The sequence below is a fragment of the Mesoterricola sediminis genome (assembly GCF_030295425.1).
GTDB lineage: Bacteria > Acidobacteriota > Holophagae > Holophagales > Holophagaceae > Mesoterricola > Mesoterricola sediminis.
On the sequence record NZ_AP027081.1, the window covers coordinates 2921602 to 2945886 of the forward strand.

A 24285-nucleotide genomic window follows, 5' to 3' on the forward strand; every position below is an offset into this window, starting at 1 on the left:
CGGTTGCCGGGCGCCCCACTTCTGTTCCACCATCAAAGAAAAACAGGAGGATGCATGAGCATCACCCGCAGGATCATGACCGGCCTCGGGCTCGTCGTCGCCTTCGGCGCCGCCGCCATGGCCCAGGACATCAAGATCGCGCACGTCTACGACAAGACCGGCGTGCTGGAGGCCTACGCGAAGCAGACCCAGGCCGGCCTGCTGATGGGCCTGGAATACGCCACCAAGGGCACCATGCAGGTCAAGGGCCGCAAGCTGGTGGTCATCGAGAAGGACAGCCAGGGCAAGCCCGACGTGGGCAAGGCCCAGCTGGCCTCGGCCTTCGCCGACGACAAGGCCGACCTGGCCGTCGGCCCCACCTCGTCCGGCGTCGCCCTGGCGATGCTGCCCGTGGCCGAGGAATACAAGAAGGTCCTGATCGTGGAGCCCGCCGTCGCCGACTCCATCACCGGCGACAAGTGGAACCGCTACATCTTCCGGACCGGCCGCAACTCCAGCCAGGACGCCATCTCCAACGCCGTCGCCCTGGACCAGAAGGGCGTCTACATCGCGACCCTCGCCCAGGACTACGCCTTCGGCAAGGACTTCGTGAAGGCCTTCAAGGGCGCCATCAAGAAGGCGACCATCGTCCACGAGGAGTACCTCCCGGCCAGCACGACGGACTTCACCGCCGGCGCCCAGCGGATCTTCGACAAGCTGAAGGACAAGAAGGGCCGCAAGGTCATCTTCATCAACTGGGCCGGGGCGGGGAATCCCTTCAAGATCGCCGACCTCAAGCCCGAGCGCTACGGCATCGAGATCTCCACGGGCGGCAACATCCTGCCCGCGCTGGCGGCCTACAAGGCCTTCCCCCGCATGGAGGGCTCCTGCTACTACTACTATGAGATCCCCAAGAACGCCGCCAACAAGTGGCTCGTCGAGCAGCACAAGAAGCGGTTCAACAACATGCCTCCCGATTTCTTCACCGCCGGCGGCATGGCCGCGGGCATGGCCATCGTCGAGGCCCTGACCAAGACCAACGGCAGCGCCAAGACCGAGGACCTCATTCGCACCATGGAAGGCATGTCCTTCGACACCCCGAAGGGCAGGATGTGGTTCCGCAAGGAGGACCACCAGGCCATGCAGTCCATGTTCCACTTCAGGATCAAGGTCGATCCCAAGGTCGACTGGGCCATTCCCGAGCTCGTGCGCGAGATCAAGCCCGAGGAAATGCCCGTTCCCATCACCAACAAGCGCTAAAGTTGGGACATTCCCGGCCGCGCGCCCGGTTTTCGGGCGCGCGGCCCGTCCCTGCCGGCGCGCCGCCCCAAGACTTCGCGAGCTTCGATGACCTTCGCCCTCGAGACCCAAGACCTGACCATCCGCTTCGGCGGCCACGTGGCGGTCAATGCCGTGTCCTGCGGCTTCCAGCCCGGGACCCTCACCGCCATCGTGGGCCCCAACGGAGCAGGCAAGACCACCTACTTCAACCTCATTTCCGGCCAGCTCCCGGCCACCTCGGGCCGCGTGCTCCTCCACGGAAGGGACATCAGCCATGCCTCGGCCCCCGCCCGGAGCCGGAAGGGCATCGGCCGCGCCTTCCAGCTGACAAACCTCTTCCCCTACCTCACGGTCCTCGAGAACGTGCGGCTGGCGGTGCAGAGCCGGGCCCACGTCGGGCTGAACATGTGGAGCGTCTGGAGCTCGCACAAGGACCTGATCGCCCGCGCCGAGGAGGTGCTCGAGGCCGTGGCCCTCGCCTCCAAGCGGGACATCCCCGCCGCCGCGCTCCCCCACGGGGACCAGCGGAAGCTCGAGGTGGGCATCCTCATGGCCCTGGAGCCCGACGTCTTCATGTTCGACGAGCCCACCGCGGGCATGAGCGTGGACGAGGTGCCGGTCATCCTGGAGCTGATCCGCGGACTCAAGTGCCGCAAGGACAAGACGATCCTCCTCGTGGAGCACAAGATGGACGTCGTCCGGGAGCTGAGCGACCGGATCATCGTGCTGCACAACGGGTCCCTGGTGGCCGACGGCGAGCCCGCGGAGGTCATCGCCTCCCCCATCGTGCAGGAGGCCTATCTGGGCGTCGAGGTGAAGAAATGAGCGAACCCCTCCTCCAGCTCGAGGGCGTCCACACGCACATCGGGGCCTACCACATCCTCCACGGGGTCGACCTCCAGGTCGCCCACGGGGAGCTCACCGTCCTCCTCGGCCGCAACGGCGCCGGGAAGACCACCACCCTCCGCACCATCATGGGCCTCTGGAAGGCCTCCAGCGGCACCATCCGCCTGGAGGGCCGGGAGATCCAGGGCCAGCCCACGCCGGACGTCGCGCGCCAGGGCCTGGCGTACGTGCCCGAGAACATGGGCATCTTCCCCGACCTCACCGTCCGGGAGAACATGCTCCTGGCGGCCCGGGCCGCCAAGCGCGAGGACCAGATCGACGTCCGCCGCCTGGAGTGGGTCTTCGGGCTCTTCCCGGCCATGAAGCGGTTCTGGCAGCACCCGGCCGGTCTCCTCAGCGGCGGCCAGAAGCAGATGCTGGCCGTCGCCCGCGCCGTGGTGGAGCCCCGGAAGCTCCTCCTCGTGGACGAGCCCAGCAAGGGCCTGGCCCCCGCCATCATCCTGAACATGATCGAGGCCTTCCGCGAACTGAAGGCCGCCGACACCACGATCCTGCTCGTGGAACAGAATTTCAATTTCGCACGCCAGCTGGGCGACCAGGTGGCGGTGATGGACGACGGACGCATCGTCCATGCGGGCCCCATGGCCGAGCTCGCGGAGGACGAGGCCCTCCAGACCCGGCTCCTGGGCCTGTCCCTGGCGTCCCACCAATGACGGAGGACCGTTCGATGACCGCTTCGACCACCCCGGCCCCGGGCCTGGACGCGCTGCCGAAGGTCCGGAAGGACCTGGTGCCGCTCATCCTGATCCCGGCCATCGCGCTCTTCGCGCTGCCCTTCATCAGCTTCTCCACCTGGCTCACGCTCACCTTCGCCGGCCTGGCCATGGGCATGATCCTCTTCATCCTCTCTTCCGGCCTCACCCTCGTCTTCGGCCTCATGGACGTGCTCAATTTCGGGCACGGCGTCTTCATCAGCCTCGGCGCCTTCATGGCCACCACCCTCATCGGCTCCATGGCGGACTGGTCCAACTCCGAGCGCCTCATGCTCAACCTGGCCGCGGTGTTCCCGGCCATGCTCGCGGCCATGGCCGTGGCGAGCGTCGTGGGCCTCGTCTTCGAGCGGGTCATCATCCGTCCGGTGTACGGCCAGCCCCTCAAGCAGATCATGATCACCATGGGCGGCATGATCGTGGGCCAGGAGCTCATCAAGGTCCTCTGGGGCCCCCAGGCGATCCCCCTGCTGCTCCCGGGCGGCATGCGGGGTTCCATCCTCCTGGGCGAGGCCGCCATCGAGAAGTACCGCCTCGTGGCGGTGCTCATCGGCCTGGCGGTGTTCGCGGCCATGATGTGGGTCATGACCCGCACCAAGCTGGGCCTCCTCATCCGCGCCGGCGTGCACGACCGGGAGATGGTCGAGAGCATGGGCTACCGGATCCGGCGCCTCTTCATCGGCGTCTTCGTCGCGGGGTCGGCCCTGGCGGGCCTTGGCGGCGTCATGTGGGGCCTCTACCAGCAGTCGGTGGTCGCGGAGATGGGCGGGGCCGTGAACGTGCTCCTCTTCATCGTGATCATCATCGGCGGCATGGGCTCCGTGGGCGGCTGCTTCCTGGGATCCATGCTGGTGGGCCTGGTGGCCAACTACGTGGGCTTCCTGGCGCCCAAGGTCGCGCTCTTCTCCAACATCCTCCTGATGGTCATCGTCCTGCTCTGGCGGCCCCAGGGACTCTATTCGGTGGGTAAGCAATGATCCTCAAGAACCTCCTCTCGGGCGACCTGCCCCGTTCCCGCGTCCTCGCCGCCGTGCTGGTGCTGGTCCTCCTCGGCCTGGCCCTGACGCCCTTCATCTTCCCCGGGGCCAAGAGCCTCAACGTGGCCGCCAAGATCTGCGTCTTCGTCGTCCTCGTGGCCAGCTTCGACCTGCTGCTGGGCTACACGGGCATCATGAGCTTCGCCCACACCATGTTCTTCGGCCTCGGGGCCTACGGGGTGGCGATCGCCCTCAACCACCTGCCGGCCACCTGGGGCTCCATCGGCATCGGCGTGGCCGCGGCCCTGGCGGTCTCCGTGGTGCTGTCGCTCCTGATCGGCCTCTTCAGCCTCCGGGTCAAGGCCATGTTCTTCGCCATGATCACCCTCGCCGTGGCGACGGCCTTCCAGACCCTGGCCAGCCAGATGTCGGAGATCACCGGCGGCGAGGACGGCCTGACCTTCCGGGTGCCCGAGCTCCTCAGCCCGGCCTTCCAGCTCCGGGAGCAGCCCTTCCTGGGCGTGAGCCTCGACGGCAGGCTCATCAGCTACTACCTCCTGTTCGCGTGCGCCGTCGTGCTCTTCCTGCTCATGCTGCGCATCGTAAACTCCCCCTTCGGACGCGTCCTCCAGGCCATCCGCGAGAACGCCTTCCGGGCCGAGGCCCTGGGCTACCGGACCGTGGTCTACCGCACCTGGTCCAACGTCCTCAGCGCCGCCTTCGCGACCCTCGCGGGGTGCATGCTGGCCCTCTGGCTGCGCTACAACGGTCCGGACACCTCCCTCTCCTTCGAGATCATGATCGACATCCTGCTCATGGTCGTGATCGGGGGCATGGGCACCCTGTACGGGGCCGTGGTGGGCACCACCCTCTTCATCGTGGCCCAGAACTACCTCCAGGACCTCCTGAAGCTGGGCGGCACGGCCTTCGCCAAGATCCCCGTGGTCAAGGACCTGGTCAACCCCGACCGGTGGCTGCTCTGGCTCGGCATCCTTTTCGTGGTGGGCATCTACAAGTTCCCCCTGGGGATCGTCGGCAAGCTGCGCATGCGCCTGCGCAAGGCCTGAGCCTGGCGAGGCGCGCTCAGCGGAGGGCGTCCCAGAAATCGCACTGGGCCGTCCTCACCCCCACCTGGGTCCCGTCCAGGGTGTCGCCGATGGCCAGGTAGGCATCCTGGCCGGCCTGCTGGGCGGGCCAGGCGGGCTGCCCCGAGGCCAGGGGCGCGCCCTGGGCCGCGAAGGCGGTCCAGTAGGCGAGCATGGCCTGGGCCACGCCGGCGTCGGCGGCGGTGGACAGGCCCAGCTTGGCGTACGTGGTGTCCTCCAGGGTGTTGAAGACGTAGAAGAGATCGATGCCGTGGTAGGCCCCCAGGGAGGCGTAGCTCCCGGCCTGGGTGTGGGAGAAGAAGTAGCGCCACACGGGGCTGGCCGGCCAGGCCCCGATGGCCCGGGCCGCGCGCCGGACCCCGGCGGTGAACTGGGCGTCGGTGAGGATCTGCACATAGGCGTTCCGGGCCTCGGCGTTCGTGGTGCCGGCGGGGTAGAGGGTCCGGGCCTGGGCTCGGTAGGCGGAGGGCACGTAGGCCGTGATGAGCGCGTCCACCTGGGCCGGCGTCACCGTCGCGGGGGCGGACAGGGACATCTCGTCGGCGGTGGAGCCGATGATCACGGGCACCTTGTTGAAGGCGCCGGAGGCGAAGGCGGCGTCCGCCCCCAGGGGGAAGACCGTGCCGTCCTGCACCGGCTGCCAGGCCTGGCTGACGATGCCGCCGGCCAGGGGATTGGTCTCGGTGGCCACCAGGGTCTGCCAGGACAGCGCGCGGAGCTCCGCGATCTTCCCGGCGTCCGTGGCCGCCGAGCTCAGGGAGGACGCCCAGGCGGAGCCCGCGGTCCGGGCCGCGGCGTAGCCGCCCAGCACGGGCATGCCGCTTTCCATGGCCACCCGCTGGAAGAGGCCCGCCGCCGCGGGGGCCAGCAGGAGGTTGCCCGCGTCGACCGCGCCCGCGCTCTGCCCGAAGACCAGGACCCGGGCGGGGTCGCCGCCGAAGCGGGCGATGTTGGCCTTGACCCAGGCCAGGGCCTTGATCTGGTCCAGGACGCCGTAGTTGCCGGCCGTGGCCGTGGCGGACTCGGCCTCCAGGCCCGGGTGCACCAGGTAGCCCAGGGGCCCCACCCGGAATTCGGGGGTGACGACGACCGCGGGGCCGCGGGCGGCGAGGTGGCGCCCCAGGTAGAGCTGGGCCCCCTGGGCCTCCTCGTCGGGCCCGCCCTGCTGGTGGGCCCCGCCATGGAGGAACACCAGCACGGGCAGGGAGGGCGTGGAGACGTCGGGGGTCCACACGTTCAGGTAGAGGCAGTCCTCGTCGCCCAGGGGGGTCCCGGTGGTGGAGCCCTGCGGGAACTGGAGCTGCGGGCACCGGGGCTTGAAGGCCTGGGTGGCCAGGAGGCCCGCCCAGGGCGCCGGGTCCGCCGGGGCCTTCCAGCGGAGGGCCCCCACGGGCGGGGCGGCGTAGGGGATGCCCAGGAATTCGTAGCCGCCCGTGAAGGCCTGCCCCTGCACCAGGCCCGCGCCGGTGACGGCCTGGCCCAGCGGGAGCACCTGCAGGACGGCGGCGGCGGAGGTGGCCGTCCCGCCCGCGTTGGTGGCGCGGAGCCGGACCCTGCGGCCCTGGTCGGCCAGGGTGACGGCGGAGAACCGGCAGGTGTCCGAGGTGGCGCCGGCCACGTCCGTCCAGACCGTGCCGTCCAGCGACGTCTGCCACTGGAGCGCGGGCGCGGGGGTCCCCGAGGCCCCGGCGCTGAAGACGGCCGCCTGCCCCGTCGTCACCACCGCGTCGGCCGGCTGGGCCGTGATCGCGGGGCCCGCCCCGGCGGCGTTCACCGTCAGCGCCGCCGGCAGGCTCGTGACGCTGCCGGCGGCGTTGGACACCGTCACCGTGTAGCTGCCGGCGTCGGCCACCTGGGCCGCGGCGAGGCTGAAGGTGGCGCTGTTGGACCCGACGTTCGTCCCGCCCTTCTTCCACTGGTAGGCCAGGGGGGCCGTGCCCGTGGCCCCCACGGTCAGGGAGGCCGCCTGCCCTTCCGTGACGGTCAGGGCGGCGGGCTGGGAGGTGATGGCGGGCGCCACCGGGCCGGAACTGGAGCCCCCGCCCCCCCCGCAGGCCGTCAACAGGGTCGCCAGGAGGAGGCCCAGGGTCCGGGCCAGCCCGAGGGGGCGGAAGGGTCGGCGGAAGGTCATGGCGGCGGCTCCAGAAGGCGGGACAGGACCGCGAGGCCTTTCGGCCGCCTGCCCTGTCTTCCAGCTTGGATGCCAGGCTGGGCCGCCGGGTTGAGCAAGATGACCTTTTTGGGCCCTTTTTTTTTCCGAGGCAGCTCTCCAACGGAACCCGCTCGAGGCGGTCCCCCGGCCCCTCAGCCCCAGAGGACCCGGACCAGCCCCGCGGCCAGGACCAGGGGGAGGCAGCAGCCCAGGCTGCGGCCGGCCTTCCGCTGGCGGCCCGAACGGCTCAGGGGGACGCCGAGCTGCCGAGAGAGCCGGGCCTGGGCCTGGGAGATCCCCAGCGCCCTGCGCCAGGAGAAGGAGAGACCGGGAATGCCTGAACCGCGACGGGATGCCATGGGCGCCTCCGGACCTCAGTCTGGCGCCGGGGGGGCGACAGCGGCTGTCCCGCCCCCGGCCAGGAGGTCGGCGACGGCCTTCCGGATCTCGGCGGCCGTGTAGGGCTTCAGCAGGACGGACACGGGCCCCAGCGCCGCCAGGCGCTCCCCCGTGTGCTCCCCGAGGAAGCCGGTGGTCAGGAGCACCGGCAGCCCCCGCGCCGCCTCCCGGAGGCGCGCCAGGGTCTCCAGGCCGTCCATGCCCGGCATGTTGAGGTCCAGGACCATCAGGTCCCACCGGGTGCCGTCCTCCGCCAAGGCCAGCCCCTCCGCGCCGCCGGAGGCCGCGGTGACGCGGTGGCCTTGCAGGGCCAGCATCTCCGGAATGGTCCTGCGCACCAGGGGGTCGTCGTCCACCAGGAGGATGCGGCAGGCCTCGGCGGGTGGCGCATGCCCGGCCGGGGGCTCCGGGACCTGCCCGCCCCGGGGTTCACCGGGCACCACGGGGAAGGTGACCCGGATCCGGGTGCCCTGCCCGGGCCGGCTGTGGATCTCGCAGCTGCCGCCATGGGCCTGCACCGTCCCGTAGACCATGGACAGGCCGAGGCCGGTGCCCTTCCCCGAAGGCTTCGTCGTGAAGAACGGCTCCATCGCCCGGGAGGCGACTTCGGGCGGCATGCCCTGGCCCGTGTCCTCCACCTCCAGCTCCACGCCCTGGGCGCCCAGGGCCCGCGTGCGCAGGGTGAGGGTGCCGCCCCCGGGCATGGCGTCCACGGCGTTCACGCAGAGGTTCATGAGCGCCGTGGCGATGGCCGGGGAGGACCCCATGAGGCGCGGCAGCTTCGGGGCCAGGTCCAGTTCGAGCCGCACCTTCTGCAGGGTCGTGCTGGAGAGCAGTTCCGCCTCCCGGCGCACCACGTCGTTGAGGTCGAAGTAGTCGGCCTCCTCCATCTCCTTCCGGGCGAAGGCCAGGAGCCCGCGCATCAGGGTCCGTCCCCGGCGGGCGGCTTCCATCACCAGGTCCAGCTGGGCCGCGTGCTCCGGGGCCTTCATGCCCAGCACCTCGGTGACCGACATGATGGCGGCCAGGACGTTGTTCATGTCGTGGGAGATGCCGCCCGCGAGCCGCCCGACGCTCTCCATCCGCTGGAGGTGGTGGAACTGGCGCTCCAGGGCCAGGCGGTCCTCCTCGGCCTTGCGGCGTGCGGTCACGTCCCGGAAGCTCAGGAGCCGGCCCGAGACCTCCCCGGCCTCGCGCCGGGGGCAGGAATACCGCTCGTAGATCCGCCCGTCCAGGAGTTCGACCTCGTCGGTGGACACGGCTTCCGGGGCGGCCTGGAGTTCGGAGATCCGCCGGAGGAAGGCCTTGGGGTCGGCCACCTTGGGCACCACCAGGTCCGCCAGCGCCGCGGCGGACAGGCTCCGGACCCCGTCGGCCTCCAGATCCCACATCTCCAGGAACCGGCGGTTGAAGGTGGAGACCCGCCCATCCTGCTCCACGACGAGCAGGCCCTCGGAGGTGCTCTCGAAGGTCGTGGACAGCAGGGAGAGGGCCTTCTCCCGGTCCTGGGCGAGCTGGACCTGGCCCGTGACGTCCTGGTCGGTGCCGAAGGAACGGAGCGGGGTCCCGTCCGGGGCGTACTCCGTGGCGATCTGGCTGTGCACGTGGCGCACGGCGCCGTCCGGCAGGACCACCCGGAAGGGCCGCCACAGGCGCGGGCTCCGGCCCTCCAGGTGCTCCCGGTAGCTCCGGATCGCGTGGTCCCGGTCCTCCGGATGGAGGCGGGCCGCGAGGGCCTCCAGGGAGGGCGCCCCCGCCTCGGGATCCAGGCCGTACATCCGGAACAGCTCCTCGGACCAGGTCTGGCGCCCGGTGCGGTGGTCCACCTCCCAGTAGCCGATGCGGGCCATGCGGGCCGCCTCCCGGAGGCGGGCCTCGCTGGCCGCGAGATCCCGCTCGAACCGGCGCCGCTCGGTGATGTCCCGCTCCACGGCGAGGATGAGGGTCCGCCCCTGCAGGGGCACCCCCACGATGCGCACCTCCACGTCGAGGACGGAGCCGTCGCGGCGGAGGTGGCGCGTCTCGAACAGCAGGCCGCCGCCGCCCAGGACCGCTGCGACGCGGGCCGCGGGGATCCCCGGGGCCGCATCCGGCTCCAGGACCGAGATGGGCATGCCCAGCATCTCCGCCCGCGTGTACCCGTGGGCGGCCAGGGCCGCCTCGTTGGCGTCGACGATGACGGGCAGCCCGTCGGTCCCCGCCTCCAGGAGCAGGACATGATCTCCGGAGCGCTCGAACAGGGTCCGGAAGAGCCGCTCCGTCTCCAGGCGCGCGGCCTCCGCCGCGGCCCGCTCCGCTTTCTCCGCCCGGGCCTCGGCCTGCCGCCCCTCCAGCAGGTCGTCATACAACCGCCACAGGGCCGCCAGCTGCAGGAGGGACACGAGGAAGCCAGCCAACTCCGTCGCGGGGGCGTGGGGCAGCGCCCCGCCGGCCACCAGGCCGTAAATGACCGTCACCCGACGTGCGAGCAGCGTCGCCAGGGCCAGGAAGAAGGCGGGCCAGACCCACCAGGTGCGGGCGATCCGCGCCAGGCGCAGCACCGACCACAGCACGCCCAGCTGGAGCAGGAGCGTCGAACAGGCCAGGGTGAGCCAGAGGGAGGAGGAGCTCATCGGTTCCGCCGCGGGGAGGGGTTCGGTGGGGACGAATCGCAGTATATACACAACTTGCCCCGGAGAGACCCCCCTCCTTGCCGCGGCCCCCACCCCGCTCCGGGTCCCCGTGGTGATAATACGAAGATCCCCCTCCAGCCCGATCTGAGGTGTCCCCCATGCATTCCCCTTGCCTCCTGCTCCTTGGCGCCGCCCTTCCCGTCCTGGCCGCGCCGGCCACCCTGCCCTCCGCCCAGGAGGTGCTGGCCCGCGCCAAGGCGGCCTCCGGGGGCGCCGCCTGGGACCGCGTCACCCACGTGGCCAGCCAGGGCACCCTGGAAAGCGGCGGCATGAAGGGCACCTTCGAAGAGCTGGAATGCCTCACGGACGGGCGGAACCAGGCGCGCTGGGACCTGAAGGTCGCCCAGGGCGCCAGCGGCTACGACGGCAGGACGGGCTGGACCGAGGACGGGACGGGGGACGTGCGCCTGGAGCCCCTGGAGGCGCCCGGCGTGGAGAACTACTGGCGGATGCGCGCCTGCTGGTACCCGTCCCGCTGCCCGGCCACCTTCCAGCACCTGGGGCTGCGGGAGGGCCGGTTCCATGTGCTGGCCATCCAGCCCAAGGGCGCCACGCGCCCCTTCGAACTCTGGGTCGACGGGCAGACCTGGCTTCCGGACCGCATCGTGAGGACCGGCGACGCCGAGACCGAGACCACCTTCTTCCAGGACTACCGCGAGGTGGCGGGGGTGAAGCTCCCCTTCCGGGTCGTCACGCCCAAGGCCGACGCCGCCGCCACCGTCCGCGTCCAGTACGCCGCCATCACCGTGAACGGGCCCCTCCCGGCCGCGGCCTTCGCGCCGCCGGTGAAGGTCCTGACGGACTGGGGGCTGGAGGGCGGCGCGTCCCGGACCGAGGTCCCCCTGGAATACCTCGGGGACCACCTCTTCGTCATGGCCACCCTCAACGGGAAGGGTCCGTTCCGGTTCTTCCTGGACACGGGGGGCGTGAACATCCTGACCCCCACCGCCGCGAAGGCGCTGGGGCTGGACAGCAAGGGCAGCGTGGAGGGGCGCGGGGTCGGCGAGGCCACCGAGTCCTTCGGCCTCACCCAGGTGGAGCGCGTCCAGGTGGGCGCGGCCTGGATGAAGGACCAGCGCTTCCTGATCATCCCGAGCCTCGAGGAGATCGGTCGGATCATGGGCCTGGACGTGAGCGGGGTGATGGGCTACGAGCTGCTGCGCCGCTTCGTCGCGCGGGTGGAGTACGGCCCGAAGCGGCTCACCCTCATCCGGCCCGAAGGCTGGAGCTACACCGGCAAGGGGGTGAGCCTCCCCTTCACCTTCAACGGGCACCATCCCCGGGTGAAGGGGGAACTGGACGGCATCCCCGGCCTCTTCGACATCGACACCGGCTCAGGGGCCACCCTGGACGTCTACGGCCCCTTCGCGCGCCGCCACGACCTGAAGGGGAAGGCCGCCAAGGCCATCCCCACCGTCACCGGCCGCGGCGCCGGAGGCGAAGTGCGGGGGGACGTGATCCGCGCCCGGAGCCTGAAACTGGGGGAGGCCACCGTGACCCGCCCCATCGTGGCGCTGGCGGCCACCAGGTCCGGCGCCTTCGCCGACGAGACGGCGGCGGGCAACGTGGGCCAGGGCTTCCTCTCCCGCTTCGACCTCACCTTCGACTACCGCGCCCAGGTGATCCACCTGGAGCCCAACGCCGCCCACGGCCGGCCCGACCACTTCAGCCTGACCGGCCTGCGCCTCGGCACCACGGACCCGGGCCTCGTGGAACAGGTCTACCCCGGTTCGCCGGCCGCCGACGCCGGCCTCCAGGAAGGGGACCGGATCCTGGCCATCAACGGCGAGCCCATCGCCGCCTGGGACGCCAAGCGCACCCGGGACCTGGCCATGCACAGCGAGCCCGGACACCGCACCGAGCTCCAGGTCCAGCGCGGGGACCGGACCTGGACCGTGACCCTGGTGCTGCGCGACGTGCTCTGAGCGGCGGCCCTCACTGGCCCATTCAGCTTCGGATCAGCCGCGTCAGGTCGTAGCCCAGCTCCGTGGCCCGGGCCAGGATCCGGTCGAGGAGGGCCGGGTCCATGCGCTCGGTGCGGCTGATCACCCACAGGTACTTGCGGTCCGGGGTGCCCACCAGGGCCCAGGCGTACGCGTCGTCCAGGGCCAGGATCCAGTAGTCGCCGTAGAAGGGCCAGAAGAAGGAGACCTTGATGCGGGCCCCGGTGGCCCTGTCCACCACCCGGGCCCGCCCCTCGGCCTCCAGGTACTTCCCGGCGGGGGTGAGGCACCCGTTGATGACCTTGAAGTGCAGGTCCTCGCCCAGGATGTAGCGGGCCGTCGTCTTCGCGCAGGCGCGCTGGAACGGGTTGGGCAGGCGCGCGATCTCGTGCCAGTCGCCCATGTAGCGGGCCAGGTCCACGTGCTCGACGGTGGGGGGCGGGGCCACCAGGGCCGGGGGCGCCAGCAGCAGCATTCAGGGCCTCCGGAACCGGTAGTGGCTCACCAGCCATTCCCCGCCGGGCCAGCCCCACAGCTCCGCGCAGGCCATGAAGAAGACCCGCCAGCGCTGGAGCCGGGCCCCGGCGGCGCCCGGGCCATAGGCGCGGGTGAACAGGTCCAGGACCTCCGCGGACCGGTCGTCGAGGTTGGCCAGCCAGGCTTCCGCCGTGCGGCGGTAGTGGTCTCCGTCCACCCGCCAGTGCTCCTCCAGGCGCAGGTGCTCCTGGTGGCGCAGCAGCAGGCCGTCGGCGGGCATCACCCCCCCGGAGAAGAATTCGCGGCTCATCCAGTCCCCCGCGTCCCGCGGCTCGAAGAGGTACGTGAGCTCCCGGTGCGTGAAGATGTGCACGAAGAGCCGCCCCCCCGGGACGAGCCAGCCCGCGATCCGGCGCATCAGTTCCCGGTGATTGCGCATGTGCTCGAACATCTCGACGCTCACCACCCGGTCGAAGGCCTCCGCGGGAGCCTCGAACCCGTTCATGTCGGCGGTCCGCACCTCCAGGTTCTCCAGGCCCCGGGCCTGGGCCTGGGCCCGGATGAAGGCGCCCTGGTCCCGGGAATTGGAGACGGCCAGGATGCGGGCCCGGGGATAGCGTTCGGCCATCCAGAGGCTCAAGCTGCCCCAGCCGCAGCCCAGTTCCAGGATGGTCTGCCCGTCGGCAAGGTCCGCTCGCCGGCAGGTCAGGTCCAGCATGGCCTCCTCGGCCTCGGCCAGTCCGGCGCACCCCGGCTCCCAGAGGCCGCAGCTGTACTTCAGGCGGGGACCCAGCACCTGCTGGAAGAAGGCCGGGGGCAGTTCGTAGTGCTGGAGGTTGGCGGCCTCCACCTGTTCGGCCACGGGGCCCAGGTCCAGCCGGGCCCACAGGGCCCGCTGCCGCTGCCAGGCGGCCTCCACCCCGCCCTGGCGTTCGTCGCGCAGGCGCTGGGCCAGGAGCCGCCGGATGCCCCCGCGGACCAGGGCGTCGGGGACCGCCCCGCTGTCCACGAGGCGGTCGATCCAGGAAAGGGTGGGCGGGGCCAGGGTGGCGGTCGTCATGGGCGGGGCTCGCGGAAAGGAGGGAGGGGGAGGAAGGCGCTCACGGCGGCCTGGTACGCCCGGTAGGCCTCGCCCCGGGAACGCAGGGCCTGGGCCTCGGTGGGCGGGATGCCGGTGACCCGCGTGAGCAGGAGGAACATGAGGGCCGGGGCCAGGAAGGCCGCCACGGCCAGGGGAGCCCCCTGCGCCGCCACGGCGAAGCCGGCCCAGGTCAGCCATTCGAAGAAGTAGTTGGGATGGCGGCTCCAGCCCCAGAGGCCCCGGCGGCACACCTGCCCGGGCCCGGCGGCGGCCTTGAAGGCCTTGAGCTGCGCGTCGGCGGTCCATTCCCCGGCCACCCCCGCGAGGGCGAGGGCCAGGCCCGCCCAGGTCCATCCCGGGATCCCCGGGGCCGGGTCGCTGGCCCCCAGGAGGAAGGGGAGGGAGAGCACCAGGTTGAGGACGCCCTGGAGCAGGAAGAACCCCAGGAAGGGCAGGTGGGGCCGGGGTCCCCACAGCGCGCGGAGGTGCGCGTAGCGCCCGTCCTCCCGGGCCGAACCGGCCACCCGCAGCGCCAGGTGCAGGCCCAGCCGGAAGCCCCAGGCGCCGCCCGCGGCGCCCAGGACCAGCCGCCGCCAGGGGTCCCCCTGCCCCGTCCAGGCGTAGAGGACGGCGAGGCCCCCCAGGCTGAAGGCCCAGGCCACGTCGATCCAGTCGGCCCGGTCCGTGCGCAGGTAGACCAGCCACGCCAGGAAGGGGAGTCCCAGGGCCAGGGGGAGGGCGGGAACCAGGGCTCCGGTCACGGGCGCCCCCCGCCCTTCTCCATCACCAGCTGCGCGACGCTGACGTGCCGCTCCTGGAAGGCGCCCTCGCAGCTGGCCAGGTAGTAGTCCCACAGCCTGCGGAACCGGGCGTCGAAGCCCAGGGCGGCCACCTCGGCCCCCCGCGCGTGGAAGCGCTCCCGCCAGGTCCGGAGGGTGCGGGCGTAGTGGAGGCCCAGGTCCTCCATCCCCCGCATCTCCAGCCGGGTGGCCCGGGCCAGGCTCCGGTGCACTTCCAGGAGGCTGGCCAGCTGGGATCCGGGGAACACGTGCTGCTGGATGAAGTCCACCCCCCGCCGGTAGGCCTCGAAGTGCCGCTCCTCCATGGTGATGGTCTGCATGAGGAAGCGCCCGCCGGGCTCCAGGAGGCGGTCCACGGCGCCGAAGTAGGCGTCGTAGTTGGCGAGCCCCACGGCCTCGAACATCTCGATGGAGACGGCCTTGGTGAAGGCGCCCCGCAGGTCCCGGTAGTCCTCCATGACGACCTGGATCCGGTCCTGGAGGCCCGCCTCCCGGACCCGCTCCGTGGCCAGGTCGAACTGCTCGCGGCTGATGGTCGTCGTGGTGATCCGGCACCCGTGGGCGCGGGCGGCGTGGAGCGCGAAACCGCCCCACCCCGTGCCGATCTCGACGAGCCGGTCCTCCGGCCCCAGGTCCAGCTTGCCGCAGATCATGCGGTACTTGGCCTCCTGGGCCTCCTCCAGCGTGGCCGTCTCCGAGGGGAAGAAGGCCGAGCTGTACGCCAGGGACGCGTCCAGCCAGAGCCGGTAGAAGGGGTTGCCCAGGTCATAGTGGGCGGCGATGTTGCGCCGCGCCCCGGCACGGGTGTTGGCCCGGGCGAGGTGGCGCAGCCGCGCGGCGGCCCTGCCGGCCGCGGAGAGGGCGCCGCCGTCGAGCAGGGCCATGTTCCGCAGCGCCACGCGCACCGCGGCCACGGGATCCGGACTGCTCCACCAGCCCTCCACGTAGGCTTCGCCCAGGCCCACCTCCCCGCGCAGCAGGGCGGCCTCGAAGGTGCGGAGGTCGTGGACGTCGACCCGGGCCCGAAGGCCCGCGCCCGGGTCCCCGAAGACCCGCGTCCCCTCGGGCAGGGCCATCTCCAGGCAGCCCTCCCGCATCCTCTCCAGGGCGCGGAGCATCAGCCCACGGGCGATCCCTGCGAGGACGCCGGGGCGGGCATGTTCGGCTTCGTGTAGACCGGCACGCGCTTGAGCCATAGTTTCAGTGCCTCCCAGTGGATGGCCGTGATGACCTTGAAGGTGTGGAGCGGAAAGGTGAGGAGGGCCCGGCGGACCTCGCGGGCCGTCCAGTCCCGGCGGTCCATGCGCAGGTCCGCGTCGAAGAGGAGCTCGTCGCCCCGGCGCAGGCCCATCCGGACCTGGAGGCGCTCCCCCGGGGCCGTGAAGGCCCAGCGGTAGCGCAGGTCCATGGGCATGAAAGGCGAGACGTGCATGGCCTTGGCCACGTCGAAGGCGTGGGCGGCGCCGGCGGCGCCGGGGCGCATCCAGTAGAGGATGCGCTCCTTCCAGGGCGTGCTCGTCACCTCCGCGCCCACCAGGGCCAGGCGCCCGTCCTCGTCCCAGGCGTAGACGTAGCTCACCGGATTGAAGCAGTAGCCCAGGAACCGCAGGTTGGTGAGGATGGCCGCGCGCCCCCCGGGGAAGACGAAGCCCTGGGAGGCCGCGCTTTCCGCCAGGCGCTCCCGCAGGGGCCGCGCGGGATCCCCGACGTGGTCCCGGTCATCGTAGGCGGCCCAGGCGAAGCGGTTGAAGCCCAGCAGCCGGGAGACGCCCATGGCCGCCTCCAGGCCGTCCAGGTCCAGGAGGGCCATGAACACCGGGTAGGTGAACGCGTGGGGCCGCGGCGCGAAGCGCCGGTGCCGCACCGTGCCCACGTAGAGCCCGTTCACGGGACCCACCGCTGGGGGATCCGCCGCAGCTTCGTCACGTCGTAGCCCGCCTCCCGGAGCAGCTGGACCATGCGGTCGTAGACCGGCTCCGGGATCGCCGGCCGGCGCGCCATGATCCAGGCGTAGTCGCGCTTCTCCCGGGCCACGACGGTGACCGCGTAGTCCGGGTCCACGTGGATGATCCGGTAGTCGGCCTTGACGGGCCAGACGAAGCGCATGCCCCAGACGGCGTTGGTGGCGGGGTCCAGCACGAAGCCCCGGGGCGTCATGCGCCCGGGAGGCCCGTCCGGGCCCCCCTTGCGGTACGTGAACGTGGTGGCCACCGTGCCGTCCGGGTCCAGGCGGTACGACTCGACGGCGTTGGCGATGCCCCGTTCCAGGAAGGTGGGGATGCAGGCGATGACGTACCAGTCGCCCATGAACCGCGGCAGGTCCACGGCCGGCACGGTGCGCAGGGGGACGCGGGCGGGGGTCCGGCACGCCGCCAGGGCGAGCAGGGCGGCGGCGAACGTGGACAGCAGGATCAGGGGCGGGGGTTTCAAGGGGGCCTCCACCTACCCCAACGCCGCCAGGGCCCTTCTGGATTTCACCGCCCCGCGGCGCGCTGCAGGAGGCCCCGCCAGCCGGTGAAGCGGATCCCGCCCTCCAGGCTGGCCAGCAGCCAGCAATCCTCGTCCGGCAGGGCCACCGGCGCGTGGACCCGGGACGGGTCCTCCTCGTCGAAGTCCCCCGCCTCCAGCACCCGGCCCGCGTCCTCCAGGCCCCCGGCCAGGATCACCGCGCGCTCCAGGCCCCGGTGGCCGTGCTCGGGAAAGGGGCGCCCCTTCTCCATGTGGATGAGGAAGAGCCCGCCGCCGGCCTCCAGGAAGCGGAAGCCGCGGGTGAGGGCGCCGTGCCAGGCCGCGCCCTCGAGGGAGGGCAGCAGGCTCCAGAGGGCCCGGGGCAGGGGCAGGGCCTCCCCGCCCACGCGGGGGGCCTCCGGCGCCTTGAGCCGGGCGAGGATGCCCTGGAGGAGCTCGGCGGGGGGCTCCGCCTCCGGCATCGCGGCCAGGAGCGCGCCCCCGGGGGCCAGGTCCTGGCCCGCCTCGCGCCGGCAGATCCCGCAGAAGGCCAGGTGGGCCTCCAGGAGGGTGCGGGAGGCCGGATCCAGGTGGCCGGAGGCGTAGTCCAGCCAGTGGTCCTCGCGGGGGTGGAGCCGGGGGTTCATGGTTTCTCCCTTCCCAGCACCAGGCCCCGCAGGGCCCGGAGCCCCGCGCGGATGCGGGTCTTGACGGTGCCGACGGGGAGGCCGAGCATTCGGGCGGTCTCGTCGTAGGACAGGTCCCCGAAATAGGCGAGGCGGAGGGGGGTGAGCTGGTCGTCGGGAAGCATGGCGAGGGCCTTGTGGATGGAGGGGGCGAGGGTGGGATCCCCTTCCCCGTGGGCGCCCCCCAGGAACTCCAGGTCGAGGCCTCCCGTTTCCCTAACGCGCCCCAGGCTCCGCTGGATGTCGAAGACCTTGTGCCGGGTCACCGTGAAGATCCAGCCGGCCGCCCCGCCGTCCTCCTGGGGAGCGAAGAGCCCGGCCTTCTGCCAGAGGGCGAGGAAGATCTCCTGCACCGCGTCCTCGTGGGGGAAGGCGCCCGGCGCCATGGCCCGCACGTAGGCCAGCACCCGGCTGCCGTAGCGGTGGAAGAGTTCGGCCAGCGCCTCCGCGTCCTGGACGGCGATGCGGGCCAGGAGCTGCTCGTCGGAGGGGCCGGCATGGGCGGCGGGTTCGGGACGGTGGGTCATGGGGGCGCGGGTTCGCCCCTCCACTTTAGCCCAGGGGGCCTCCGGCGGCGAAGCCGCCCCGGCGGACCGCGGCGCGGCCACCCTCACCGTGGCCCCCCCGCCAGGATGGCCTCCGCCGCGCGGAGCCCGCTGACCAGCCCATCCTCATGGAACCCGTTGGCCCAGTAGGCCCCCGCGAAATGCACGCGCCGCCTCCCGCTGACCTCCGCCCAGCGCCCCTGGGCCCGGAGGGCCGCCAGATCGAAGCGCGGGTGCGCATAGTCGTACCGGGCCAGGACCTTGGACGGGTCCACCCGGCCCTCCCCGTGGAGGGTCACGAAGAGGTCCGGCGCCGCCCCCAGGGGCTGCAGGCGGTTCATGTGGTACGTGAGGAGGAGGGGGTTGCCCGGCTCCCCCTTGAAGTTCCAGCTGGCCCAGCCCCGCCGGCGGCGGGGCAGCACCGAGGCGTCGGTGTGCAGCCAGGTGGGGCTCGGATTGGGCCGGAAGGCGCCGAGCACCTCCCGCTCCAGGGGATCGGCGTCGGCCAGGAGCGCCAGGGCCTGGTCCCCGTGGCAGGCCAACAGGACCGCGTCGAAGCCCAGGGCGCCCTCCCCCGCCACCCGGACCTCCGCGCCGGCTTCCGTCCGCCTCACCTCCCGCACCGCGGCCCCGGTGCGGATCCGGTCCGAGAAGGGCCGCGCGAGGGGTTCCAGGTAGCGGCTCGTGCCGCCGGGGATCGTGCGCCACCGGTGCTGGGTCGTGAACCCCAGCATCCCGTGGTTCCGGAAGAACCGGAGCAGGGCCAGCAGCGGGAAGGCCTCCATGGCCGCGGGGGGCGTGGACCACACGGCCCCGGCCATGGGATAGAGGTAGGCCCGGCGGAAGTCCGCGCCGAACCCCGCCGCGTCCAGGGCCTCGCCCAGGGGCGTCTCCCGGGCCGCGGGATCCCGGGCCAGGGCGTTGCCCCAGGCGTTGAACCGGGCCACCTCCCGCCAGAAGGCCCAGAACCTGGGATCCAGGGCGTTCCGCCGCTCCGCGAGGAGCCCGTTGAGGCCCCGGCTGCACCAGGAGAACCCCGGGCCCGCGTAGGCGAAGCTCATGTCCGACGCGCAGGTGGGCACGCCGAGCTCCTCCATCAGGGCGACGAACCGGGGGTAGTTCTCCCGGTTGTGGACGATGAAGCCGGTGTCCACCGCCGTCCCGTCCCCCAGGCGCGCCGTGTGGGTGTGGCCCCCGATGCGCTCCGCCCCTTCGAACACGTGGACCTCGGCACCGCCCAGGGTGAGCGCCCTGGCCGCCCCCAGGCCCGAAATGCCGGCCCCGATCACCGCGATCCTCATGGGCGCGCCCCCCTTCCCTTCAGGTCCCGGGCGACCCCCACGGCCGCCAGGACCCGGAGCCCCGCCTGGGTGGGATCCACCTCCCACCACCGCAGGCTCGGGGAGCAGGCCGCGGGGAAGGCATGATGGTTGTTGTGCCAGCCCTCGCCCAGGGTCAGCAGGGCCAGCACCGCGTTGTTGCGGCTGCGGTCCGGCGTCTCGAAGCGCCGGGTGCCCCACACGTGGGCCAGGCTGTTGATGGTGAACGTGGCGTGGTAGAGGGCCACGGTGGAGAGGGCCCACCAGGCCAGCCCCGCCGCCCCGGCCCAGGCGGCGGCCGCCAGGGCCGTCGCGACGGCGGGCACCCAATGGTGCCGGTCCAGCCACCGCAGTTCCGGGAACCGCGCCAGGTCGCCGACCTTCGCGAGGTCCGGATGGTCGTGGCGGTCCGAGAGCACCCAGCCCACGTGGCTCCACCAGAAGGAGTCCCGCACCGGGCTGTGCACGTCCCCGGGCCCATCGGCGTGGCGGTGGTGGTCCCGGTGATGGGCGGCCCACCACAGGACCCCCTTCTGGCCCGAGGCCTGGGCCAGGCAGGCCATGAGGAGCTGGGCGGCCCGCCCCAGGCGGTAGGCCCGGTGGCTGAAGTAGCGGTGGTAGCCCGCCGTCACCCCGAACATCCGGACCAGGTAGAGGCCCAGGGCCATCCAGGCCAGGGCCGGGCGGAAAGGGAGGACGAGGACGGCCAGGGCCGCCAGGTGGATGAGCCCGAACGTGAGGGAGGCGGGGGTGAGGGGGTAGACGGGGCCCACCCCTTCCCGCGTCCTGGCGACCTGGTCCACGTGCACCTCCACCCCAACCCCAACGCCGGATCCCCCCCGGCGGATTCAGGAACCTTCCGGGAAGGAATGAAAAAATCGCCAACCCGGCCATCCGGAGCCGGGAATGGCGGCGTTGGTGAAGGTGGCCCCAGAAGACTGGCGCCCCCTTCCAACCGGAGACCGTCATGACCAAGACCTTCCTCGGAGGCCTCGCCTTCGGCGCGCTCGCGCTGGGCCTCGCCTGCAGCAGCACCGACAACCCCGTCCGCTACGCCCAGGTCCGGGTGGTCCACGCCAGCCCCGACGCCCCGGCCGTGGACGCCTACGCGGGCTCCGTCAGCCTCGCCAAGGGCGCCGGGTTCAAGGCGGCCACCGCCTTCGTCCCGGTCCCCGACGGGACCACCACCTTCACCTTCAACGCCGCGGGAACCCGGACCACGGCCCTGACGGCCTCCGCCGACCTCAAGGGAGGCTACGCCTACACCGTCCTGGCCGTGGGCAGGCTCGCCTCCCTCCAGGCCCTGATCGTTCCCGACGACGGCGCGGCCCCCGGCCAGGGCAACGTCAAGGTGCGCGTGGTCCACGCCGCCCCCGCCGCCCCGGCCGTGGACGTCTACGTCACCGCCCCCGGCGCCAGCCTCGCCACCGCCACCCCCGCCGTGGCCGGGGCCGCCTTCAAGGCCTACTCCCCCGCCCTCGAGGTGCCCGCGGCCGCCTACCAGATCCGAATCACCGCCGCGGGTTCCAGGACCCCCGTCTACGACAGCGGCTCCGTGACCCTGACCGCCGGATCCGACCTGGTGCTCGCCGCCGTCCAGCAGGACCTGGGCGCCGCCCCCGTCACCCTCCTGGCCCTGTCCAGGGACCCCGCCCATCCCGCCGCCGAGATCCCCGACAACCGCGCCCTGGTCCGCGCCATCCACGCCTCCCCCGACGCGCCGGCCGTGGACGTCCTCGTGAACGGCCAGACCGCCCTCAACGGCGTCGCCTACCCCCAGGCCAGCACCTACCTGCCCGTCACCAGCGGGACCGCCGCCGTCCAGCTGAACCTGGCCGGCACGGCCACCCAGGTCATCGGCGCCTCCCTGCCGCTGTCGGCCACCCAGGCCTACAGCGTCTTCGCGGTGAACCGGGTCTCCGGCCTCCAGCTCCTGCCCGTGGCCGACGACCTCACCCCGCCCCCCGCCGGCAAGGCCAAGCTGCGGGCCATCCACCTGAGCCCCGACGCCCCCAACGTCGACGTGTGGGTCGGCGGCGCCAAGGTGCTCACCGACGTCCCCTTCAAGGCCGCCAGCCCCTACCTCCTGGTCCCCGCCGGCGCCACCCAGGTCCAGATCGCCGTCACCGGCACCACCACCGTCGTCCTCCAGGGCACCCCCACCCTCGCCGACGGCGGCATCTACACCGCCGCCGCCATCGGCACCGTCTCCGCCCTGCCCGCCGCGCCCCTCACCCTGGACCTCCTCCGGGACAAGTAGCCTCCCCGAGGCGTCCCGCCTTGCCCCGGCTTCCTGGCGCGCCGCAGGGACCCGGGAAAGGCGGGACGCGGAACCGACAACCGGGGCGGGTCCCGCCAGGTGCCCGCCCCCACCGGACCCGGGCCGGGCTACCTGTCGCGGCCTCCGGCCACCAGGTCCTTGGCAGGCTTCTGCTCCCTGGCCTGAAGGACGTGCCTGGCCTTGTCGGATTCAAAAAGGGCCTGCAGCCGCAGGGCGGAGGCCCCCAGGGCGTTCCCCGAAGCCCGGGTCTTCCGATAGAAAATCCAGCCTTTGGCCTCCGCCCAATCGCAAAGGCGGTGGAACCCGTATATGACGGTCAAGGAAGCGACCACGAGGGCGGTGATCTTCAGGATGCCCATGGCAAACTCACCTCAGGATGCCGTGCGAAGGAAGGCCAGGAAGGCGAAGGGTTCAAGGGTCAACCTGCCGGAGGGGATGGGATCCCTCCAGGATGCCAGGATACCCCCGGAGGCCCCAGGCCCTCCCCGGTCCCATTCAGGCCCTGACCCGCGAAGCCGCCGGCGCCCCTGCGATATAGTGATCCTCGCCCCCAAGGCTCAGCCGAAGCCCGGGCCCAGGTCGCCGCCGCGATGGCACCCGGCTCGCCCCTCGGTTCCCCCTTGAAAGAAGCAGGTGCACAACTTGAGCACTTTCAAACAATTCAGAGAACTGCTCGACATGATCAAGTTCGAGCACACCGTCTTCGCCCTCCCCTTCGCCCTCCTGGGGGGCCTGGCCTCGTACCGGGGCGCCCCGCCCCTGGAGAAGGTGCTGTGGATCCTGGCGGCCATGGTGGGGGCCCGGACGGCGGCCATGACCTTCAACCGCCTCGCGGACGAGGACCTGGACGGGGCCAACCCCCGCACCGCCAGCCGCGCCCTGCCCGCGGGCCGCGTGACCCGGGCCGGGGCCTACGCCCTCCTGGGCGTCTCCATCCTCCTCCTCTGCGTGGCCGCGGGCCGCCTCGGGCCCCTGCCCTGGAAGCTGACCCCCCTGGCCCTCGTCATCATCCTGGGCTACTCCTTCTGCAAGCGGTTCACCGCCCTCAGCCACGTCGTCCTGGGCCTCTCCCTGGCGGGGGCGCCCCTGGGAGCCTGGATCGCCGTCAACGGCTTCCTCCAGGCCCCGGCCTGGTACCTGGCCCTGGGCGTCCTCACGTGGACGGCGGGCTTCGACATCCTCTACGCCCTCCAGGACCAGGACTACGACGTCTCCCGGGGCCTGCACTCCATCCCCAGCCGCCTGGGCACGGCGAGGTCCCTCCTCCTCTCCCGGGCCTTCCACCTGGCGGCGGTGATCGCCTGGGCTGGCTTCAACCTGGCCGTGGAGGCCCACGTCCTCCCCTGGCTGGGCTGGGCCCTGGTGACCGCCATCCTCCTGCGGGAGCAGTGGGTCGTCCGGGGCGGGAACCTCTCCCGCATCGACCACGCCTTCTTCACCCTGAACAGCCTCGTGGGGCTCGTGTTCTTCGCGGGACACGCGGCGGAGTGGCTCGTGGCCAGGGCCTTGCCATGAACTCCAGCCTCGACAGGACCGCCCACCCCGGCGTAGGGTAGGAAGTCTATGGCCAAGAAGACTTTTGCCCGACGAGGCCTGCGCACGAGCCGTCCCGACGCGGAGCAGTTCCTCACGGTCATGTTCGTCTTCGCCCACCGGACCTTCCGGTGGAGCCTCGAGCGGCGCATCCTCATGCGCATTCTCGCCACGGTCGGGGTCATCTGGGTGGTGGCCATGACCGGGAGCGCCTACGGCCTCTGGGCCACCAAGAAGCTCATGAGCTTCAGCAGCCTCCAGCGCGAGACCTACGCGCAGAAGGAGCAGCTCAAGGAGACCCTGAACCAGGCCCACGCCCTGGACGGGGAGCTCCAGACCCTCCGGCAGCAGATGTCGGACCTCCTGCGCCTCCTGGATCCCAAGAACCCCGCCCCCGCCCTGCCCCCCTCCCCCGGCAGCACCCCCCCGCCCCCCGCGGACAGCCGGAAGGTGAGCGAGCTCCGGGGCCAGCTTGAGCGGGCGTCCGCTCAGGCCCACCTGCTCCGGGCCCGCATGGACCCCATCATCGACCGCTGGAACCACACCCCCAGCATCCCCCCGACCGCTGGCTACCTCAGTTCGGGGTTCGGCATCCGCCTCAGCCCCTTCTCCCGGGCCAACGAGGAGGGCGACAGCCTGCTCGGTTATCACTCGGGCTTCGACATCACCAACGCCGAGGGCACTCCCATCCAGGCCACCGCCGACGGCGAGGTGGTCGAGGCCGGCTGGATGGACCGCTACGGCAATGGCGTCGTCCTGGCCCACACGGACCGCGTCGAGACCCTCTACGCCCACATGAGCCGCCTGCGGGTGAAAACGGGACAGAAGGTCTCCCGAGGCGATATCCTGGGGTACATGGGTCGCACGGGCAAGGCCACGGGCGTCCATCTCCACTACGAAGTCCGGCTCAACGGCAGACCCGTGAATCCCCAGCCCTACATGCGCCTCCAGCGCGAATGGCTCAAGGGCCTGCGATGAAGGAGGAGCCCC

23 protein-coding genes are annotated in these 24285 nt (G+C 72.0%); 9 read left to right on the plus strand and 14 right to left on the minus strand.

Features of this window, described 5'->3' with window-relative positions:
* Positions 1–54 precede the first annotated feature (54 nt).
* The 5 genes from R2J75_RS12860 (at position 55) to R2J75_RS12880 (ending at position 4920) form a co-directional block, all read left to right on the plus strand.
* The gene (locus R2J75_RS12860) at positions 55–1239 is read left to right on the plus strand and encodes a substrate-binding domain-containing protein (RefSeq protein ID WP_243333048.1); all 1185 of its coding nucleotides are present in this window, start codon (positions 55–57) and stop codon (positions 1237–1239) included.
* A gap of 87 nt (positions 1240–1326) precedes the next feature.
* A complete protein-coding gene (locus R2J75_RS12865; RefSeq protein WP_243346292.1) occupies positions 1327–2085 on the plus strand; it encodes an ABC transporter ATP-binding protein in 759 nt (252 codons plus the stop codon).
* Positions 2082–2819, plus strand: coding sequence for an ABC transporter ATP-binding protein (locus R2J75_RS12870; protein ID WP_243333059.1), 738 nt, complete (start codon positions 2082–2084; stop codon positions 2817–2819). The genes R2J75_RS12865 and R2J75_RS12870 overlap by 4 nt, the downstream gene beginning before the upstream one ends.
* Before the next feature lie 14 nt (positions 2820–2833).
* A complete protein-coding gene (locus tag R2J75_RS12875) occupies positions 2834–3853 on the plus strand; it encodes a branched-chain amino acid ABC transporter permease (RefSeq protein WP_243333060.1) in 1020 nt (339 codons plus the stop codon).
* Positions 3850–4920, plus strand: a complete 1071-nt coding sequence (locus R2J75_RS12880; RefSeq protein WP_243333063.1) for a branched-chain amino acid ABC transporter permease — start codon at positions 3850–3852, stop codon at positions 4918–4920. Before R2J75_RS12875 ends, R2J75_RS12880 begins: the two co-directional genes overlap by 4 nt.
* A 16-nt stretch (positions 4921–4936) precedes the next feature.
* Here the strand turns inward: R2J75_RS12880 and R2J75_RS12885 are convergent, their stop codons facing one another.
* From R2J75_RS12885 to R2J75_RS12895, 3 genes are all read right to left on the minus strand, one after another.
* Positions 4937–7090 carry a carboxylesterase family protein gene (locus tag R2J75_RS12885; RefSeq protein WP_316410323.1) on the minus strand — a complete coding sequence of 718 codons (2154 nt, stop codon included), beginning with the start codon at positions 7088–7090 and terminating at the stop codon, positions 4937–4939.
* Positions 7091–7263: 173 nt separating this feature from the next.
* Positions 7264–7470 carry a hypothetical protein gene (locus R2J75_RS12890; RefSeq protein ID WP_243333068.1) on the minus strand — a complete coding sequence of 69 codons (207 nt, stop codon included), beginning with the start codon at positions 7468–7470 and terminating at the stop codon, positions 7264–7266.
* Between the two features lie 15 nt (positions 7471–7485).
* On the minus strand, positions 7486–10122 hold the full coding sequence (locus R2J75_RS12895; RefSeq protein ID WP_316410324.1) for a PAS domain-containing hybrid sensor histidine kinase/response regulator: 2637 nt from the start codon (positions 10120–10122) through the stop codon (positions 7486–7488).
* Positions 10123–10280: 158 nt separating this feature from the next.
* Between R2J75_RS12895 and R2J75_RS12900 the strand changes: the two genes are divergently transcribed.
* Positions 10281–12107, plus strand: a complete 1827-nt coding sequence (locus R2J75_RS12900) for an aspartyl protease family protein (RefSeq protein WP_316410325.1) — start codon at positions 10281–10283, stop codon at positions 12105–12107.
* 22 nt (positions 12108–12129) lie between these two features.
* On the opposite strand, the gene R2J75_RS12905 is transcribed toward R2J75_RS12900, so the two are convergent.
* The 10 genes from R2J75_RS12905 to R2J75_RS12950 form a co-directional block, all read right to left on the minus strand.
* Positions 12130–12600: a lipocalin family protein gene (locus R2J75_RS12905; protein ID WP_243333075.1), complete on the minus strand. Its 471-nt coding sequence runs from the start codon at positions 12598–12600 to the stop codon at positions 12130–12132.
* On the minus strand, positions 12601–13662 hold the full coding sequence (locus tag R2J75_RS12910) for an SAM-dependent methyltransferase (RefSeq protein ID WP_316410326.1): 1062 nt from the start codon (positions 13660–13662) through the stop codon (positions 12601–12603).
* Positions 13659–14444: a DUF1295 domain-containing protein gene (locus R2J75_RS12915; RefSeq protein WP_316410327.1), complete on the minus strand. Its 786-nt coding sequence runs from the start codon at positions 14442–14444 to the stop codon at positions 13659–13661. The genes R2J75_RS12910 and R2J75_RS12915 overlap by 4 nt, the downstream gene beginning before the upstream one ends.
* Positions 14441–15601, minus strand: coding sequence for an SAM-dependent methyltransferase (locus R2J75_RS12920; protein WP_243333080.1), 1161 nt, complete (start codon positions 15599–15601; stop codon positions 14441–14443). The genes R2J75_RS12915 and R2J75_RS12920 overlap by 4 nt, the downstream gene beginning before the upstream one ends.
* Positions 15601–16371: a DUF1365 domain-containing protein gene (locus R2J75_RS12925; protein WP_243333082.1), complete on the minus strand. Its 771-nt coding sequence runs from the start codon at positions 16369–16371 to the stop codon at positions 15601–15603. Before R2J75_RS12925 ends, R2J75_RS12920 begins: the two co-directional genes overlap by 1 nt.
* On the minus strand, positions 16368–16913 hold the full coding sequence (locus tag R2J75_RS12930) for a lipocalin family protein (protein WP_243333095.1): 546 nt from the start codon (positions 16911–16913) through the stop codon (positions 16368–16370). Before R2J75_RS12930 ends, R2J75_RS12925 begins: the two co-directional genes overlap by 4 nt.
* A 44-nt stretch (positions 16914–16957) precedes the next feature.
* Positions 16958–17578 (minus strand): cupin domain-containing protein, encoded by a 621-nt coding sequence (locus tag R2J75_RS12935; RefSeq protein WP_243333097.1) that lies wholly within the window; start codon positions 17576–17578, stop codon positions 16958–16960.
* Complete coding sequence (locus R2J75_RS12940; protein ID WP_243333099.1) at positions 17575–18144, minus strand: RNA polymerase sigma factor; 570 nt, start codon at positions 18142–18144, stop codon at positions 17575–17577. Before R2J75_RS12940 ends, R2J75_RS12935 begins: the two co-directional genes overlap by 4 nt.
* Positions 18145–18227: 83 nt before the next feature.
* Positions 18228–19463, minus strand: a complete 1236-nt coding sequence (locus R2J75_RS12945; RefSeq protein ID WP_243333101.1) for an NAD(P)/FAD-dependent oxidoreductase — start codon at positions 19461–19463, stop codon at positions 18228–18230.
* Positions 19460–20284 (minus strand): acyl-CoA desaturase, encoded by an 825-nt coding sequence (locus R2J75_RS12950; RefSeq protein ID WP_316410328.1) that lies wholly within the window; start codon positions 20282–20284, stop codon positions 19460–19462. The genes R2J75_RS12945 and R2J75_RS12950 overlap by 4 nt, the downstream gene beginning before the upstream one ends.
* Positions 20285–20448: 164 nt before the next feature.
* On the opposite strand from R2J75_RS12950, the gene R2J75_RS12955 reads away from it, so the two are divergent.
* Entirely contained in the window at positions 20449–21741 is a 1293-nt protein-coding gene (locus R2J75_RS12955) for a DUF4397 domain-containing protein (protein ID WP_316410329.1), read from the plus strand.
* A 128-nt stretch (positions 21742–21869) separates the two neighbouring features.
* Here R2J75_RS12955 and R2J75_RS12960 read toward each other — a convergent pair whose 3' ends face one another.
* Complete coding sequence (locus R2J75_RS12960) at positions 21870–22121, minus strand: hypothetical protein (protein ID WP_316410330.1); 252 nt, start codon at positions 22119–22121, stop codon at positions 21870–21872.
* 283 nt (positions 22122–22404) lie between these two features.
* On the opposite strand from R2J75_RS12960, the gene R2J75_RS12965 reads away from it, so the two are divergent.
* Together R2J75_RS12965 and R2J75_RS12970 are read left to right on the plus strand one after the other, a co-directional pair.
* Entirely contained in the window at positions 22405–23277 is an 873-nt protein-coding gene (locus R2J75_RS12965; RefSeq protein WP_243333114.1) for a UbiA-like polyprenyltransferase, read from the plus strand.
* A gap of 48 nt (positions 23278–23325) precedes the next feature.
* A complete protein-coding gene (locus R2J75_RS12970) occupies positions 23326–24273 on the plus strand; it encodes a M23 family metallopeptidase (protein WP_243346311.1) in 948 nt (315 codons plus the stop codon).
* The last annotated feature ends 12 nt before the right edge of the window (positions 24274–24285 follow it).